This is a genomic window from Lentzea rhizosphaerae (genome assembly GCF_042649515.1).
Lineage (GTDB): Bacteria > Actinomycetota > Actinomycetes > Mycobacteriales > Pseudonocardiaceae > Lentzea > Lentzea aerocolonigenes.
The window spans coordinates 359,192-374,205 of sequence record NZ_JBHRZI010000015.1; the positions used below are offsets into that span (position 1 = coordinate 359,192).

Consider the following 15,014-nt stretch of genomic DNA (forward strand, 5'->3'; position numbering starts at 1 on the left):
AGCACCGTTTGATCGCAGAGCGCCAGTGGGGCGGTCACCTTCACCTTTTGGGAGACCCCACCGTGCGCGAGCACGATCTTTTCGAGCGTTTCGAATCATCCTTTGACGACGCCGACACCATGCGGCGCAAGGGAAAGCGCGCCAAGCGCACCGCCGACGACGCGGAACCGACGCGTCGCGGCCGAATGACGGAAGCAGAGAAGCTGCGAGTCGCCCGACTGCGCGAGGACCAGCTCAGCACGGCGGACACCCCGCAGGACGGCGATCGCTGGTCCACGTGGGGCGACGCCGAGCAGGGCCCCAAGCCGCATCCGGGCTGGCTCATCACCGAACTCGCCGCGGTCGACCGCGAGCTGGGCATCGTGAAGACCGGCAAGGAAGCGGACGTCTTCCTGCTGGAACGAGCGATCGGCGAGAAGGCGTGCCTGCTCGCCGCCAAGCGCTACCGCAGCAACGACCACCGGATGTTCCACCGCGACGCGGGATATCTGGAAGGTCGCCGGATGAAGAAGTCCCGCGAAACGCGGGCCATCGCGAACCGCACCGCGTTCGGGCGCAACCTGATCGCGGAGCAGTGGGCGGTCGCGGAGTTCGCCGCACTGTCCGGACTGTGGCAGATCGGCGCACCCGTGCCGTACCCGGTGCAGCGCAGCGGCACCGAGCTGCTGCTGGAGTTCATCGGTGACGACGAGGGCAACGCGGCACCACGGCTCGCGCAGACCCGTCCGGACGAGGACGAGCTGCTCGACCTGTGGCGTCAGCTGGTCAGCACGTTGATGACGCTCGCGGAGGCGGGCCTCACCCACGGCGACCTGTCCGCGTACAACCTCATGGTCCACGAAGGCAGGCTGATCATGATCGACCTGCCGCAGGTGGTCGACCTGGTCAGGAACCCGCGCGGTGCGGAGTTCCTCGACCGCGACGTCCGCAACATCAGCGGGTGGTTCGCCTCGCGCGGCCTCCCGCCGGAGATCGGCGACCCGTCCGCGCTGGTGGCAACGCTGCTGGACGTGGCCGGTATGGGATGACCCACGTTGCGCGTCCGGCCGTGTCCAACGACACTGCCGGGCGCGCGGCGCACCCTCAATGATCAGCTAGACTGTGCTGTGCACCGATGAAGGCCTGACAGCCGTTGACCGGTGTTTCCACCCACTCATCAGCGGCGTGACCATCACGCCGGGCCCGTCCTTGTGATCGGCACCGCGGTAGCGCGCGGGGCAGCCTCGAGACGTGCCATGTCCCGGAGGTTTGTTTTGCCATCCATGTCCGAAGGCCGTTCCGAGCGCGCACAAAGCCGCAGGTCACCGCGGCGCCGCTCGGGTCGCCAGGGCAACTCCTCGCGTCCGCAGCAGCGGGTCGAGGAACCGATCGTCGCCGAGCACTTCGAGAGCACGCTGCCGGAAGGCCCGCTGCCCTCGTTCGCCGAGATCGGCCTTTCCGACGCTTTGATCCGTTCGCTCGCCGCCAACGAGATCACCGAGCCGTTCCCCATCCAGGCGGCCACCCTGCCCGACTCGATGTCGGGCCGTGACATCCTCGGCCGCGGCCAGACCGGCTCCGGCAAGACGCTCGCGTTCGGCCTCGCGATGCTGACCCGCCTCGCGGGCGGGCGCTCCGCGCCGCACAAGCCGCGCGGCCTGATCCTCGTCCCGACCCGTGAGCTCGCGATGCAGGTGGAGACGGCGCTCATGCCGCACGCCCGCGCGCTGGGCCTGTGGTGCCGCGTCGTCGTCGGCGGCACGTCGTTCCCGCGCCAGATCGATCACCTGCGCCGCGGCGTCGACCTGCTGATCGCCACGCCGGGCCGTCTGTCCGACCACGTCCGCCAGGGCACCTGCGACCTGTCCCAGGTCGAGATCACCGCGCTGGACGAGGCCGACCAGATGGCGGACATGGGCTTCATGCCCCAGGTCCGCGCGATCCTCGACCTGACCCCGCAGGACGGGCAGCGCCTGCTGTTCTCCGCGACGCTCGACGGCGACGTGGACAAGCTGGTCCGCCAGTACCTGCACAACCCGGTGACGCACTCGGTGGCCCCGCCCACCGCGAGCGTCACGACGATGGATCACCACCTGCTGTTCGTGTCCGCTGAGGACAAGCAGAACGTGGTGACCGAGGTGGCCGCACGCGAGGGCCGCACGATCATGTTCGTGCGCACCAAGCACCACGTCGACCGCCTGGCCAAGAAGCTGCGCTCGGTCGGCGTCCACGCCGGCGCGCTGCACGGCGGCAAGGCCCAGAGCGCCCGCACGCGGGTGCTCGGCGAGTTCCGCGAGGGCACCACGCCCGTACTGATCGCGACGGACGTGGCGGCCCGCGGCATCCACGTCGACGACGTGTCACTGGTCGTCCACGTCGACCCGCCGGCCGACCCGAAGGACTACCTGCACCGCGCAGGCCGCACGGCCCGCGCAGGTCAGTCCGGCACGGTCGTCACGCTGGTGACGCACGACCAGCGCCGGGCGGTCCAGGGCATGGCGGCCCGCGCGGGCATCCGTCCGGAGAGCACGAAGGTGCGCCCCGGCGACGACGACCTGATCCGCATCACCGGCGCCCGCATCCCGAGCGGCGAGCCGATCGTGGAACGCGAGAAGCCGGCCCGTCGCGGCGGCAACGGTGGGCGTCGCTTCGGCGCCCCCGCCACCGGTGGCGGCCGCGGCGAGTACCGCGGCGGCTCGGGCCGTCGCTCCGAGGGCGGCGAGTTCCGCGGCGGTCCGCGTCGCTCGGAGCGCTCCGAGGGCGGTCGCAGTTTCGGCCGGACCGAGCGCACCGGCCGTCCGCGCCGGGCACCGCAGCACTGATCTGATCGACGGCTGAGGCCGCCTCCCCGCTGCGGGGAGGCGGCCTTCTAGCGCCTGCTGTTTGGCGCGAAAAGCACGTTCGGGCCGATAGATGGCCCGAACGTGCTTTTCGCGCCAAAAAACATGTCCGGTATGTCTGAGTTGCTCTGGTTCAATACAGGCGCTAGTACGCCCAGGTCGGGAAGTAGGGATCGTCGAGCAGTTCCAGCAGCGGACCCGGTGACATCGCGGCGCTGGGAGTCCCCCACGTGTCCAGGCGCCACCGGCGGCTGCGGCACCACCAGTACAACCGCCACAACGATCCGTCGTAGCGCAGCTGGGCCCACTTGCGCCGGGTCCAAACGGGTTCGAGCCCCTCCCCCCACGGCGCTGTGAGTTCGAAGATCGTCACGTTCGACCCGCGCACGGCGTGCTCGAACCGAATCTGGTAATAGGGCCGGTAAGTATTGCGCACCAGAACCTTGGCCGCACACCAGCGCATGATCCGGCGGAGATGCGTCTCTGGAACAGGCATGCCCTTGATGGTCCCAGGTCACCCGCGGGAGCGCCGGTAGGGTGCCGCATGGGGCGGAACTGGTACCTGCTGTGGGGCGGCAGCGCGATCTCGGCGGTGGGCGACGGAATCTTCCTGGCCGCACTCCCCCTGCTCGCCGCGCACCTCACCCAGGACCCGAAGCTGATCGCCGGCGTCAGCTTCTTCGGCGCGCTCCCCTGGCTGCTGGCCGCACTCCCGGCCGGGGCGGCGGCGGATCGGTACGACGGCCGGCGCCTCCTTCTCACCGCCTTGTGGGTCCAGTGCGCGCTCATGGCTCTGCTGGCCACCTTCCACAGCGCGCACATCGCGTTCCTCTACGGCATGGCGTTCCTGATCGGCACCGCGGAGAACGTGCCGAGAGCGGTCGGGCAGCCGCTCATCAAGGCCACAGTGGACAACCATCTGCTGGAGCGGGCGAACGGGCGGTTGTTCGCGTCGCAGGCGGTGGCGTTGCAGTTCGCGGGACCGCCGCTGGGTGGGTTGTTGTTCGCGGTCGCGGTGCCGGCGCCGTTCTGGGTCAACGCTCTGACGTTCGCCATCGCGGCACTGCTTGTCACATGCATGCGAACACAACGGAAAGAACGCCCGCAAGTGAGGCCGAAAGTTGCCGAGGGCTTGCGGTGGTTGGTGAAGCACAAGGCGCTGAGGACGGTCACGGTGGTGTCCGCGACGACGAACCTGTGCATCGCGATGACCATGGCGACCCTGGTGTTGTTCGCACAGCACCGGCTCGGGCTGACGAACGCGGGGTTCGGCGCGTTCCTCGCCACGCTCGCCTGTGGAGGCGTCGCGGGCGGGGTGCTCGCGGAACGGCTGCTCCGGTATCGGAACACCGTGACCGTGACCGTGGTGCTGATTCCCTTGATGTGGCTGGGGATTGCCACCGTGGCACACGATCTGCCCACGGTCGCGGTGTTCGCCGTGGTGAGCTCGTTCTGCACGGCGGTGTGGGGCGTTGCCACGGCGACTCTGCGGCAGCGCGCTGTGCCGACCGAACTCCTCGGCCGCGTCAGCAGCGCGCAAACCCTGATCACCTGGGGTGTTCAACCGATCGGCGCGCTGCTGGGAGGGCTCACAGCCGACTACTTCGGACTGTTGGCACCGTGGTTCGTCGCTGTCGCACTGCGAACCACGGTCGGGTTGATCTGCCTCAAGCCGTTACGAGCTCACTTCTCGGCTGCCGCCTTGAACGTCCACTTGGCAGCGTCACCCGAGCACGACGCGGCCGTCACCTTCCCGGACGCGTCCCGGTAGCACTTCGTGTTGTACTGCATGTCCGAGATCGTCTTGTTCGGGTTGATGGACCACTGCTGGTTCGGCCCGCCGTCGCACTTCTTCAGCAGCACCTTGCCCGAGGACAGCGTCGTGCACAGCTGCGGCGAGCCCTGTTCCATGAACGCGCCGTGGAACTTGAACTGCTGCGGCGCCGAGCCGTTGCACGTGGCGGTGGTCAGCTGGGTTCCGGAGGCGCCGCCCTGCAGGCACTTGCCGGTGGAGACGTTCTTGTACTCGCCGTTGGTGGTCTTGGGTTTCGCGCCGCCGTAGCACTCGCCGGTCTGCGTGTTGAAGATCGGCGTCGGGTCCACGGCCAGGTTCGACGGCGGGTTGAGGATGGTCTCCTCCATCACCGGCTTGCCGTTGTCGTGGTAGTTCGTCAGCGCGTCTTCGCAGTCGATGACGTTCATGGCGTTGGCGCCCTTGCCACCCACCCAGGCGTCGAAGTGCCACAGCTTGGGGCCGCCGTTGGGGCCGTTGCCGTTCCAGTCCTGCTCGCAGGAGGAGCAGGAGTCCTCCATGATGAAGTACTTCTTCACGCGCGGGAAATAGATGCGCGTGCCCGGCTTGGCTTCCTTGCTGGACGTCGCGAACGTGATCGGGTCCGACCAGGTGCCCTTGCCGCCGGCTTTGTCGTGGATCTGCGGGTAGGCGATGTCACCACCGGGCGGCGTGTTGTCGTACCAGCCGTAGAAGGTCCAGAAGACCTGTTGGGACGCTGCGTTCGCCGGGGATGAAACCGCCAAACCGGACATCGCCAGCAAGATGCCTGCCGCCAAAGACAGGGCGCGTTTCATGCGTGCCTCCGCAAGAACCGGTGGACTTCGGCGGCGTGAAAGCAGGGTCCACCGGTCGAGCGGATTTTGTAAAGAAACTTATCTAACTATTTGCTGAAGCAATGTCGGCTACCGGGCCGACCACGATGATCGCCGGCGGACGAATCGCCTGTGCCTCCATGTCGGCCGCCAGGGAGTCCAAAGTGGAGCGCAGGACGCGCTGGGCTGCCGTGCTGCCCTCCTGGACGACGGCAACGGGGGTCGAGCCCGGGCGGCCTTCCATCAGCGCCGTGGCGAACGCACCGGCGCGTTCTACGGCCATCATCAGCACGACGGTGCCACGGAGGCGTGCGATCGCTGGCCAGTCCACGAGAGAGCGCGGGTCGTCCGGTGCAACGTGTCCGGAAACGACGACCACCTCGTGTGCCACTCCTCGGTGCGTGACCGGCACACCGGCCAATGCGGGCACACCGAACGCGGACGTCACGCCCGGCACGACGGTCACGGGGATGCCCGCCTCCGCGCACGCCAGCAGCTCCTCGAAGCCGCGGCCGAAGACGTACGGGTCGCCGCCCTTCAGCCGGACGACGAACTTGCCCTCCTTGGCGCGGTCGATCAGCGTCTGGTTGATGAACTCCTGCGTTGCCGCACGGCCGTAAGGGATCTTCGCCGCGTCCACGACCTCGACGTGCGCGGGCAGTTCCTCCAGCAGCTCGCGCGGGGCCAGGCGGTCGGCGACGACCACGTCGGCGTGGGCCAGCAAACGCTTGCCCTGCACGGTGATCAGCTCGGGGTCGCCGGGGCCGCCGCCGACCAGCGCCACGCCGACGGGCGGTGCGGCCTGGTCCGCGATGCGGCCGTCGCGCAACGCCGCCACGAGGCCGTCGCGCACGGAGGCCGAACGGCGGTGCTCGCCGCCTGCCAGCACGCCGATCAGCATGCCGTCGTGCATACCGGTGGCCGGTGTCACGGCCGTGCCCTCGACGGCGATGTCCGCGCGCACGCAGAACACACGGTGCGACAGCGCCTCTTCGCCGATTTGTGTGTTCACCTCGACGTTGGACGTACACGCCACCACGTACCACGCGCCCTCGACGTCACCCGGCTCGAACCGCCGCTGGTGCCACGTCAGCTCCCCCGCGTCGACCATGCCCTGCACGGCGGGTGTGACGGACGGCGACACGAGCTCGACGGCGGCGCCGGACGCGATCAGGCGAGGTAGGCGGCGCTGCGCGACCGTGCCTCCGCCGACCACGAGGACGCGCCGGCCCCTCAGGTCGAGGCCGGCCAGGTAGTGCTGTTCAAAGGGCATGCGTAGAAGCATCCACACCCGACACGTCGTGTCCAGCCGAAGGGAACATGGTCACAGCTGAAGCAGCTCGAAAGAGGTCGCCAGAACGCCTCCGAACCGCTGTCCCACCGCCTCCGCCACGCCCCGCAGGAACGGCTCGGGCTCGGCCATGTCCCCGCTCAGCGCAGCCAGATACGCCTTGTGCGCGCGTAGCGACTCGACCGAAGCGTCGAACGAGTCGGTGATGTCCACGGCGTGCGTGGCCAACGGCGAGGACGCCGCCGCCACGTACTTGACGCCGTTCCACGGTTCGAGTCGCAGTTCCTGGAAGATCCACCGGTTGCCCGCGTCCCGCACCGCGTCGACGGTCGCGCGACCGACTGCGATGTGGTCCGCCATGTTCAACCCGCCGCCCGGCCAGGTCTCGCGGAAGTTGCCGGTGATCACGACCTCCGGCTTGTGACGGCGGATCGCGGCCGCGATGTCGCGCCGCAACGGCACGCCGTACTCGATGAGGCCGTCCGGGTGGTCCAGGAACTCGACCACGTTCACGCCGACGGCCGCGCAGGAGGCGATCTGCTCGTTGACCCGCAACGGGCCGCATTCCGCTGGGTTCATCGTGTCGATGCCGGCTTCACCACGGCACGCCAGCAGGTACGCGATCTTCTTGCCTTGAGCGGTCCAACGCGCGATAGCGCCCGCACCGCCGTACTCCATGTCATCGGGGTGTGCGACGACGACCAGCGCGCTCGACCAGTCCTCTGGCATCGCTTCAAGATCAGCCATGCCCGCAGGATGCGCGTGATCCTGCGGGCATGGCAAGTGAGCCGTTTACAGCTGAGCGGTGATCACCGAGTAGTAAGGCGCGATGCGGCCGTACACGCCGGGGTAGCCCGCTGCGGCACAACCGCGGCCCCAGGACGTGTCACCGATGAGCTTGCCGCCGAACACCAGCGGGCCACCGGAGTCGCCCTGGCAGGTGTCGGTGCCGCCCTGCGGGTAGCCCGCGCACACCATGGACGTGTTGCTGTACTGCGAGTACGCGGTCTTGCAGGTGGAGTCCGAGGTCAGCGGCACGTTGGCCTTGAGCAGGTACCGCGAGGCGGAACCGCCGGAGGACGTGGTGCCCCAGCCGAGGATCAGCGCCGAGTTGCCCGCCGTGTACAGGGCGGTGTCGGACGGCGTGGCGAGCGGCAGGGTCGCCGAGTTGATGTTGCGGTCCAGCGTCAGCACGGCGACGTCGTAGCCGGCGGTCGCGGTGGTGTAGCTGGGGTGCACCCAGATCTTGGTCACGTTCGCGACCGTGCCCGCGGTGCTCTGCTTGTCGTCACGCCCGTGCACGACCCGCGTGCTGGCCGGCGTGCGACCCTTCACGCAGTGTGCGGCGGTGACGACCTTGTTGGCCTTCGTCAGCGTTCCACCGCAGAACTGGGAACCAGTGGTGGTGGCCAGGTACACGACCCACGGGTAGGTCGACGTGCTCGCCCGCGTGCCGCCGACGATCATCGGCGAGACGTCGGCGTTGGCGGCCGGTGCGATGAAGAAGATGCTCGCGAGAGCGGACACCACGACGGACACGATCAGGCGATGCAGGGTTTTCGCCATGTAGCCAGTCCTTCCCGGATGACGCTGTGTGTGCAGGGTGTCAAGCGGCGGCACACACAGCGTCACGGGCCTGGAATCAAACGCACAACCGCCACAAGTCGTTACGGGCGGTTTGACAGTTGACTACGAGATGCCGCGCGCGGTGAAAGCGGCCTGCACGGTGGCGGCGTCCGCGTCACCGTAGAGCTTCTTGGCCGCGGCGACGGTCGCCTTGGCAGCAGCGGAGAACGTCGTCGAGGGCGAGTACGAGAACTGCGCCTCCAGCACGATCTTCGCCGACTTGTCGCGACCGAACGTCTTGTAGACGTCCCACAGAGCGCGCGACCAGATCTGGCCGTCGTGGTGCACCTCGTTGTTGCGGTCGGCGTACTTCAGCTCGGTGTCGGTGCGGCGCAGGCAATGCGGCGTCGTGGTGGTGTAGTACGTCGCGTCCCAGTCCATGATGCACGCCAGCGGGACGGTGGCCGTGTCCTGCGCGTCGCGGGAGGACATGATCAACGCCCACCAGTCGCCGAAGCCCTCACCGATCGAGCCCGCCTCCGTGGAGGAACCGAAGCCCGGCACCTGGGCGTCCTGGATCGCGTGGCCGAGCTCGTGCCACACCACCTCGACGTCCTCGGCGTCGTCGACGCCACCGCTGCCGAACGTGATCTGGTCCTTCGACGGGTCGTAGAACGAGTTGTCGGCCTTCAGGCCGATCGTGGTGATCTTCTGGGCCTCGTTGTTGATGTTGGTGAAGCCGAGGCCCTGGATGTACTTCTGCGCCTCCGTCACACCCCAGTAGGCGTTGACCTGCTCGAAGAAGTCGTTGTTGCGCGTGTAGTCGAACTGGTTGTTCGCGCTGTACGCGAGCTTGCTCTTGGTGCCGGTCAACGCCGCGTACTTGCCCTTGAGGTAGCCGGAACCGTCCAGATCGGACAGCGTCACCGACTGGTACGCGGCAGCGGGCACGGCCGAGTCGGCGTCGTTCGCATCGACCAGGTTCTGGTTCTGCTGCGACGACACGGGGTTCGGGCTGAACACCTTGCCGGTGCCGTCCGCGTGCTTGACCAGGCTCTCGGAGCGAACCACCGCGCCGGTTTCCGCGTGCACCAGCGTGCGCTCGGATCCCTTGCCGTTGTCGGAGATCACCTCGTAGACCAGGCCGGTGCCGGGCAGCACCTTGAGGTTCGCCCCTTCCGGCACACCGGCGGACTTGGTCTTGGCGTCCTCCGCGGTGACAGCCGGCGTGACGTCGACCGTGCCGACCGCGACCCGGCCGTCGTCCACGGTCTTCACGCCGGTCGCCTTGTCGACGTGCTCGACGTAGTAGGCACCCAGCACGGGTTTTCCGTCGTAGGTCTGCTCGTACCAGGTGTGCGTGGCGGTCAGCGAGTCCTTGACGGTCAGCAGGCGCAGACCTTCTTTCCCAGCCGCGGCCTGGGCGTTGATCGCCAGCAGGGACAGCGCCACACCGGCAGTGCAGGCGACAGCGACGAGACGACGCGATCTCATGTCGGTCTCCAGTGCTTCGGGCCCGAGGCAGGGTGGGCCGTGTGCGCGGGGACGCTAATCAAGAAATCTTCGACAGAGACCCTACGAAAGGAGGAAAACCGTCAGTGTTCCCATACACCGGGAACAACAATTACGTCGGCTTCGACCGGATTGTCCAGCGTTGGTCCGGTTCCGAAAGCGACGAACGCGACAGCCGCACCGCGCGCGGCCAAATCGCACGCACCCTCGTGACGGACCTCCGTGCCGGAACGCAGCAGCGGTCCGACGGCGTCGATCGCCTCCGGTGTGCCGACCACGAACGCCGCGCGCCGGATCTCCGCCTCCGCACGGGGTGTGCGCTCCTCCGCCGCGCCCGGACCGAGTCCGACCAGCGCGAGCCGCCCGCGCGGCAGCACCCGTGCCGCGGCCACGGTCACGTTGTCCCGCTTGAACTTCTCGGCCGCCAGCTCGACCTGTCCGCCGTGCCCGAGCGTCTGCGCACCGCGCAACGCCGCAGCCTCCGCGACACTCGCGGTGCCCATCGAGTTGCGCACCACCGAACTCGGGTTCGGCACGCCGATCTCCGCGAGCTCCTCGGTCGGGAACGTCAGCAGCTCGGCGGTGTCACCGTGCCAGAAACCCCAGTCCTCCACGGCATCCACGATCCCGGGCTCGTCGGCCTTCGCGTCCGCCGTCGCGAACGCCTTGATGGCGCGCAGATCCAGGCCGCCCTGCGCGTCCAGCTCCGCCAGCGCGGCACCGACGCTCGTGGCCGACGCACCGCGCGTGGAACCGACACCGACGACGAGCGTGCGGGGCACGATCCGCAGCACGTTGTCCTTGGTGGCGGCCGCGCGGTCGTCGACGACGATCAGCCACGTCGCGTCCTCGCCCGCGCCGACGACGTTGGGCGGCAGCGCGGGCAGCGGGAAGTTCAACGGGTTGCGCAGCACGACCTTCTCGCCCGCCTCGATGGCGGCGGCGCAGGCCTCGACGTCGCCGTCCGCGGTGGCGTCGAGCTGCTCGACGAGCTCGTCCAGCACCGAGTCGATCGACGGACCACCCGTCACGACGGCCGTGCGGTTCAGCAGATCGGCGACGTGCCGGGCGAACGCGTCCGCGTCACCGGCCAGCGCCACGACGAAGTGCTTGTCCACGCAGACCACAGCGGGGTCGGATCGCCTGTCCCGCAACAGGGGCGCGATCAGCCGGACCGCGGAACCCGCGTCCAGGAACAGGACCACCGCACCGAGCCGCGACCACAGCTGCTGCACCGCGGACTTCACCGGGCCGTCCGGAACGACCGCGTCGGACCCGAGGAGGCCGGCGAGGTCGGCCCCGTCGCCACGTTGCGCCGGACCCGCGAACACACCGATCACTTCTTGCTACCCCACAACACGGTCACGGGCACCGCGGGCGCGAAACCCGAGTCGAGCAAACGGGAAGCGGTCCAGTGCACACCTTCGACCTCGTACCCGGCTGCCAGCAACGCGTCCCGTGCGGGCACGATCTCGTCCACACTCTCGGTCGCGACCACGACGCGCCGCGCGGACACGGCCGCACACGCCTTGACCGCGCCGATCTCACCACGGCCCACGAACACCGCGTCCGGGCGTGGCAACGACGACGTGTCCAGCTCGGCTTCCTCGACCCGGACGTCGACGCCGTGCGCGGACGCGTTCGCGATGATCCGCACGCACTGCACCGGATCGGGCTCGACCGCGATCACCGCGGCACCCAGCCGTGCGCACTCCACGCCCACCGCACCGGAACCGGCCAGCACGTCCCACACCAGCACGCCGGGACGTGGGGCGAGCCGTGCCAGCACGAACGCGCGGACCTCGGCGCCGAGCACGTGCGAACGGCTCGCGAACGACTCGTCCGGCAGCGCCCAGCCGTCGTTCGACCGGAGGAACTCGTTGTCCGCCAGGCACAACACGGCTTCGGGCGCGGTCCAGCGACGGGTCACCGCGTCTTTCGGGTCCACAGTGGACAGCTCGCCGGAGTCCGCCACCGTGAGCGTGCGGCGCCAGCCCGCGAGACCCGCGCCGATCTCGGCGGGACCGATGCCCTCGGCCAGCTTGACGATCACGGCGGACTGCGCGCGGCACACGTTCAGCGCGGGGCGCAGGCCGTCCGCCGCGTCGACGATCTCGACGGGCCGGCCCGCTGCCTCCAGCAGCTTCTCCACCGTCATCAGCTGTTGGTGCGCTTGGGCTTACGGGCGGCGGGCTTCTTCTTCGGCGTGGCCGTCGAGGCGCGCACCGTCGGCGGCTTCGGCTTCTCCGCCGCCACCACCGTCAGCTTCGGCTTCGGCGCGGGCTCCTCGGCGGGCTTGCGCACGGACTGCTGTATTCCCTCGACCGCGGTCCAGGCCGGGTTCGGCTCGGCGGGAGCCGCGGCGGGAACCGGGGCAGCGGGGACGGGCTCGTCGACGCGCGTGGAGATGCGCGAGGCGGCGCGGCGCGACCAGCGGGTCGGGCGGGCGGCGCGGATCGGCTCGTCCACCGAGGTGGTGGCCGAGGTCGAGACGCGGCGGGTCGGGGCCTTCACCGCGGAACCGACCAGGAACAACGTCGGGCGGTACAGCTTGTGCTTCTTCACCACGGCTTCCAGCTCGCCGATCGTGGTGTGCACGACCAGTTCGTCGGTCTGGCTCACCTTGTACGCGACGACGACCGGCGTGGTCTCGGAGTAGCCGCCCTGGAGCAGCTTCTCGACGAACTGGCCGGTGCGCGCGCCCGAGACCGTGGCGGCCATCGTGGTCTGCAGCGCGGCGAACTCCTGCACGAGCTCGCTGCTCTCCGGCGAGATCAGCACGGTCGACGACGCCTCGGTGAGCGTGATCTCGCGGCCGATCTTGGCGGCAGCGGCGGCCACGACGGACACACCGGGCACGACCTCGACCTCGAGGCCGAGACGCAGGCACAGGTCGTGCTGCTCCTGCACGCCACCACCGGTCGCGGCGTCACCCGCGTGCAGCCGGACGACCGTCAGACGTGACGCGGCGGCACGGCGGTACAGGTCCGTGATCTCCTCCTGCGTCACGCGGGAGAAGTCGACCAGCTCGGCGTCGGCACGGGCGTGCTCGCGGACGCACTCGGCGTCCACCGCGCTGGGGGCCCAGACGACCACGTCGGCTTCCGCGATGCGGCGCGCGCCGCGGAGGGTGATGAGGTCGGCGGCACCGGGACCGGCGCCGACGAAGGAGACCCGACCGGTCGTCGTCACGACAGCTCCACAGGGGTTTCGGCGAGAGGCTTAAGCGAAGACCGTACCGCCTGCCGCTCCGGCCACGAACGGGTGGCAGGCGCGCACGAAACGGGCTACGGCTTCCGGATCACCTGCCGGGTGCGTGTGGAGGTACGACGCGTGCACGCCACCGGCGACGAAACCCTCGGCGACAGGTCGTGAGTCGACGCCGCGCCAGTGCCACGCGGGAGGGTCCGAGTGCGGTGTGGACAGCTGAGTCCGGTGGAACTCGTGGCCGGTCACGCGGCTGCCGGGCAGGTGCAGCGGCGAGCCCGCCGACGCCACCGCGTCCCGGTAACCCAAGGTCAGCTTCGGCGTCATGAACCCGTCGGCGTCGAGCACGCCGCACATCGGGTGCCCGTCGAGCGACCTGGCGAGGTACAGCAACCCACCGCACTCGGCGTGCACCGGCGCACCCGATCGAGCGAACCGGGCCACCGCGTCGCGCAACTTCGCGTTGGCCGACAACGCTTCCGCGTGCTGCTCGGGAAATCCGCCAGGAAGGACAAGTCCAGCCGTGCCTTCCGGAAGATCTTCGTCGTTGAGCGGATCGACGACGGCGACCTCCGCGCCCGCCGCCTTCAGCACCTCGACGTGCTCGGCGTACCCGAACGTGAACGCCGCCCCGCCCGCCACAGCAATCACGGGTTCGTGCGCAACGGGTTCGACCTGCGGTTCCCACGCGGCGACCGCCATCGCGGGCACGGAACGGGCGAGCCTGCGCACGGCGTCCAGGTCGACGTGCTTGGCCACCGCGGCGGCGATCGCGTCGACCGCGGCGACGGCCTCCGCCCCGTGCTCCGCCGCCGTCACGAGCCCCAAGTGCCGTGAGGGCAAGGAGAACTGAGGATCCCTCGGCAACACGCCGAGGACGTCGAGCCCGACCTCGTCGCAGGCCGAGCGCAGGACCTGCTCGTGGCGTTCCGAACCGACCTGGTTGAGGATCACGCCGCCGAGCCGGACCGTGGGGTCGTAGCCGCGGAACCCGTGCAGCAGCGCGGCGAGCGACCGGCTCTGCCCCCGCGCGTCCACGACGAACAGCACTGGGGCGTTGATCAGCTTGGCGACGTGCGCGGTCGAGCCGACACCCGCGGTGTCGACGCGGCCGTCGAACAGGCCCATCACGCCCTCGACGACGGCGATGTCGCAGCCCTTGGAGCCGTGCGCGAACAGTCCGGGGATGCGGTGCTCGCCGACCAGCACGGGGTCGAGGTTGCGGCCCGGCCGCCGCGTGGCCAGGGAGTGGTAGCCGGGGTCGATGTAGTCGGGGCCGACCTTGAAGGGGGCGACCCTGGATCCGGCGCGGCGCAACGCGGCCATCAGGCCCGTGGCGACGGTGGTCTTGCCGCTGCCCGAGGCGGGGGCGGCGACGACCAGTCTGTTCACCACTCGATCCCCCGCTGGCCCTTCTGCCCGGCGTCCATCGGGTGCTTGACCTTGGTCATCTCCACCACGAGGTCGGCGGCGTCGACCAACTTCTGCGGCGCGTACCGCCCGGTGATCACGACGTGCTGATGGCCTGGCCGGTTGACCAGCGCGTCCACCACCTCGTCGACGTCGATCCAGCCCCAGTGCAGCGGGTACGTGAACTCGTCGAGCACGTAGAAGCCGTGGCGTTCGTCCCGCAGCCGGCGGGCGATCTCCTGCCAGCCCTCGAGCGCCGCGGCGGCGTGGTCCTCCTCGGTGCCCTGCTTGCGGGACCAGGACCAGCCCTCGCCCATCTTGTGCCACTCGACCGCGCCGCCCTCGCCGGTCTCCTCGTGCAGCCGGCCGAGCGCCTTGAACGCGGACTCCTCGCCCACCCTCCACTTGGCGGACTTCACGAACTGGAACACGCCGACGTCCCAGCCCTGGTTCCAGCCGCGCAGCGCCATGCCGAACGCGGCGGTCGACTTCCCCTTCATCTCACCGGTGTGCAGCATCAGCAACGGCCGGTTGCGGCGCTGACGGGTGGTCAGGCCGTCCTTCGGCACCTCGGTGGGTTGTCCTTGAGGCACTGAGTTCTC

14 protein-coding genes are annotated in these 15,014 nt (G+C 69.4%); 3 read left to right on the top strand and 11 right to left on the bottom strand.

Annotated elements, in window-relative coordinates:
- Positions 1–62: 62 nt before the first annotated feature.
- A complete protein-coding gene (locus tag ACFOWZ_RS18635) occupies positions 63–1,028 on the top strand; it encodes a serine protein kinase RIO (RefSeq protein WP_382374093.1) in 966 nt (321 codons plus the stop codon).
- A gap of 234 nt (positions 1,029–1,262) precedes the next feature.
- A complete protein-coding gene (locus ACFOWZ_RS18640) occupies positions 1,263–2,801 on the top strand; it encodes a DEAD/DEAH box helicase (RefSeq protein ID WP_382374095.1) in 1,539 nt (512 codons plus the stop codon).
- Positions 2,802–2,964: 163 nt separating this feature from the next.
- On the opposite strand, the gene ACFOWZ_RS18645 is transcribed toward ACFOWZ_RS18640, so the two are convergent.
- The gene (locus tag ACFOWZ_RS18645; RefSeq protein WP_382374097.1) at positions 2,965–3,315 is read right to left on the bottom strand and encodes a DUF3024 domain-containing protein; all 351 of its coding nucleotides are present in this window, start codon (positions 3,313–3,315) and stop codon (positions 2,965–2,967) included.
- A gap of 48 nt (positions 3,316–3,363) precedes the next feature.
- Here ACFOWZ_RS18645 and ACFOWZ_RS18650 point away from each other — a divergent pair, with 48 nt between their 5' ends.
- Complete coding sequence (locus ACFOWZ_RS18650; protein ID WP_382374099.1) at positions 3,364–4,590, top strand: MFS transporter; 1,227 nt, start codon at positions 3,364–3,366, stop codon at positions 4,588–4,590.
- On the opposite strand, the gene ACFOWZ_RS18655 is transcribed toward ACFOWZ_RS18650, so the two are convergent.
- From ACFOWZ_RS18655 to cobO, 10 genes are all read right to left on the bottom strand, one after another.
- Positions 4,503–5,408 (bottom strand): ricin-type beta-trefoil lectin domain protein, encoded by a 906-nt coding sequence (locus tag ACFOWZ_RS18655; protein WP_382374101.1) that lies wholly within the window; start codon positions 5,406–5,408, stop codon positions 4,503–4,505. The two genes, ACFOWZ_RS18650 and ACFOWZ_RS18655, sit on opposite strands and share 88 nt — an antisense overlap.
- 82 nt (positions 5,409–5,490) lie before the next feature.
- On the bottom strand, positions 5,491–6,699 hold the full coding sequence (gene cobA, locus ACFOWZ_RS18660; RefSeq protein WP_382374103.1) for a uroporphyrinogen-III C-methyltransferase: 1,209 nt from the start codon (positions 6,697–6,699) through the stop codon (positions 5,491–5,493).
- Positions 6,700–6,750: 51 nt separating this feature from the next.
- On the bottom strand, positions 6,751–7,464 hold the full coding sequence (locus ACFOWZ_RS18665) for a PIG-L deacetylase family protein (RefSeq protein WP_382374105.1): 714 nt from the start codon (positions 7,462–7,464) through the stop codon (positions 6,751–6,753).
- Between the two features lie 45 nt (positions 7,465–7,509).
- The gene (locus tag ACFOWZ_RS18670) at positions 7,510–8,283 is read right to left on the bottom strand and encodes a S1 family peptidase (RefSeq protein WP_382374107.1); all 774 of its coding nucleotides are present in this window, start codon (positions 8,281–8,283) and stop codon (positions 7,510–7,512) included.
- A gap of 123 nt (positions 8,284–8,406) precedes the next feature.
- Positions 8,407–9,777 (bottom strand): M36 family metallopeptidase, encoded by a 1,371-nt coding sequence (locus tag ACFOWZ_RS18675; RefSeq protein WP_382374108.1) that lies wholly within the window; start codon positions 9,775–9,777, stop codon positions 8,407–8,409.
- A gap of 101 nt (positions 9,778–9,878) precedes the next feature.
- Entirely contained in the window at positions 9,879–11,135 is a 1,257-nt protein-coding gene (locus ACFOWZ_RS18680; RefSeq protein WP_382374109.1) for a cobalamin biosynthesis protein, read from the bottom strand.
- On the bottom strand, positions 11,132–11,953 hold the full coding sequence (locus ACFOWZ_RS18685; protein WP_382374111.1) for a hypothetical protein: 822 nt from the start codon (positions 11,951–11,953) through the stop codon (positions 11,132–11,134). Before ACFOWZ_RS18685 ends, ACFOWZ_RS18680 begins: the two co-directional genes overlap by 4 nt.
- A complete protein-coding gene (locus ACFOWZ_RS18690; RefSeq protein ID WP_382374113.1) occupies positions 11,953–12,987 on the bottom strand; it encodes a cobalt-precorrin-4/precorrin-4 C(11)-methyltransferase in 1,035 nt (344 codons plus the stop codon). The genes ACFOWZ_RS18685 and ACFOWZ_RS18690 overlap by 1 nt, the downstream gene beginning before the upstream one ends.
- 30 nt (positions 12,988–13,017) lie before the next feature.
- A complete protein-coding gene (locus ACFOWZ_RS18695; RefSeq protein ID WP_382374115.1) occupies positions 13,018–14,394 on the bottom strand; it encodes a cobyrinate a,c-diamide synthase in 1,377 nt (458 codons plus the stop codon).
- Complete coding sequence (gene cobO, locus ACFOWZ_RS18700; protein ID WP_382374117.1) at positions 14,391–15,005, bottom strand: cob(I)yrinic acid a,c-diamide adenosyltransferase; 615 nt, start codon at positions 15,003–15,005, stop codon at positions 14,391–14,393. Before cobO ends, ACFOWZ_RS18695 begins: the two co-directional genes overlap by 4 nt.
- Positions 15,006–15,014: the final 9 nt, after the last annotated feature.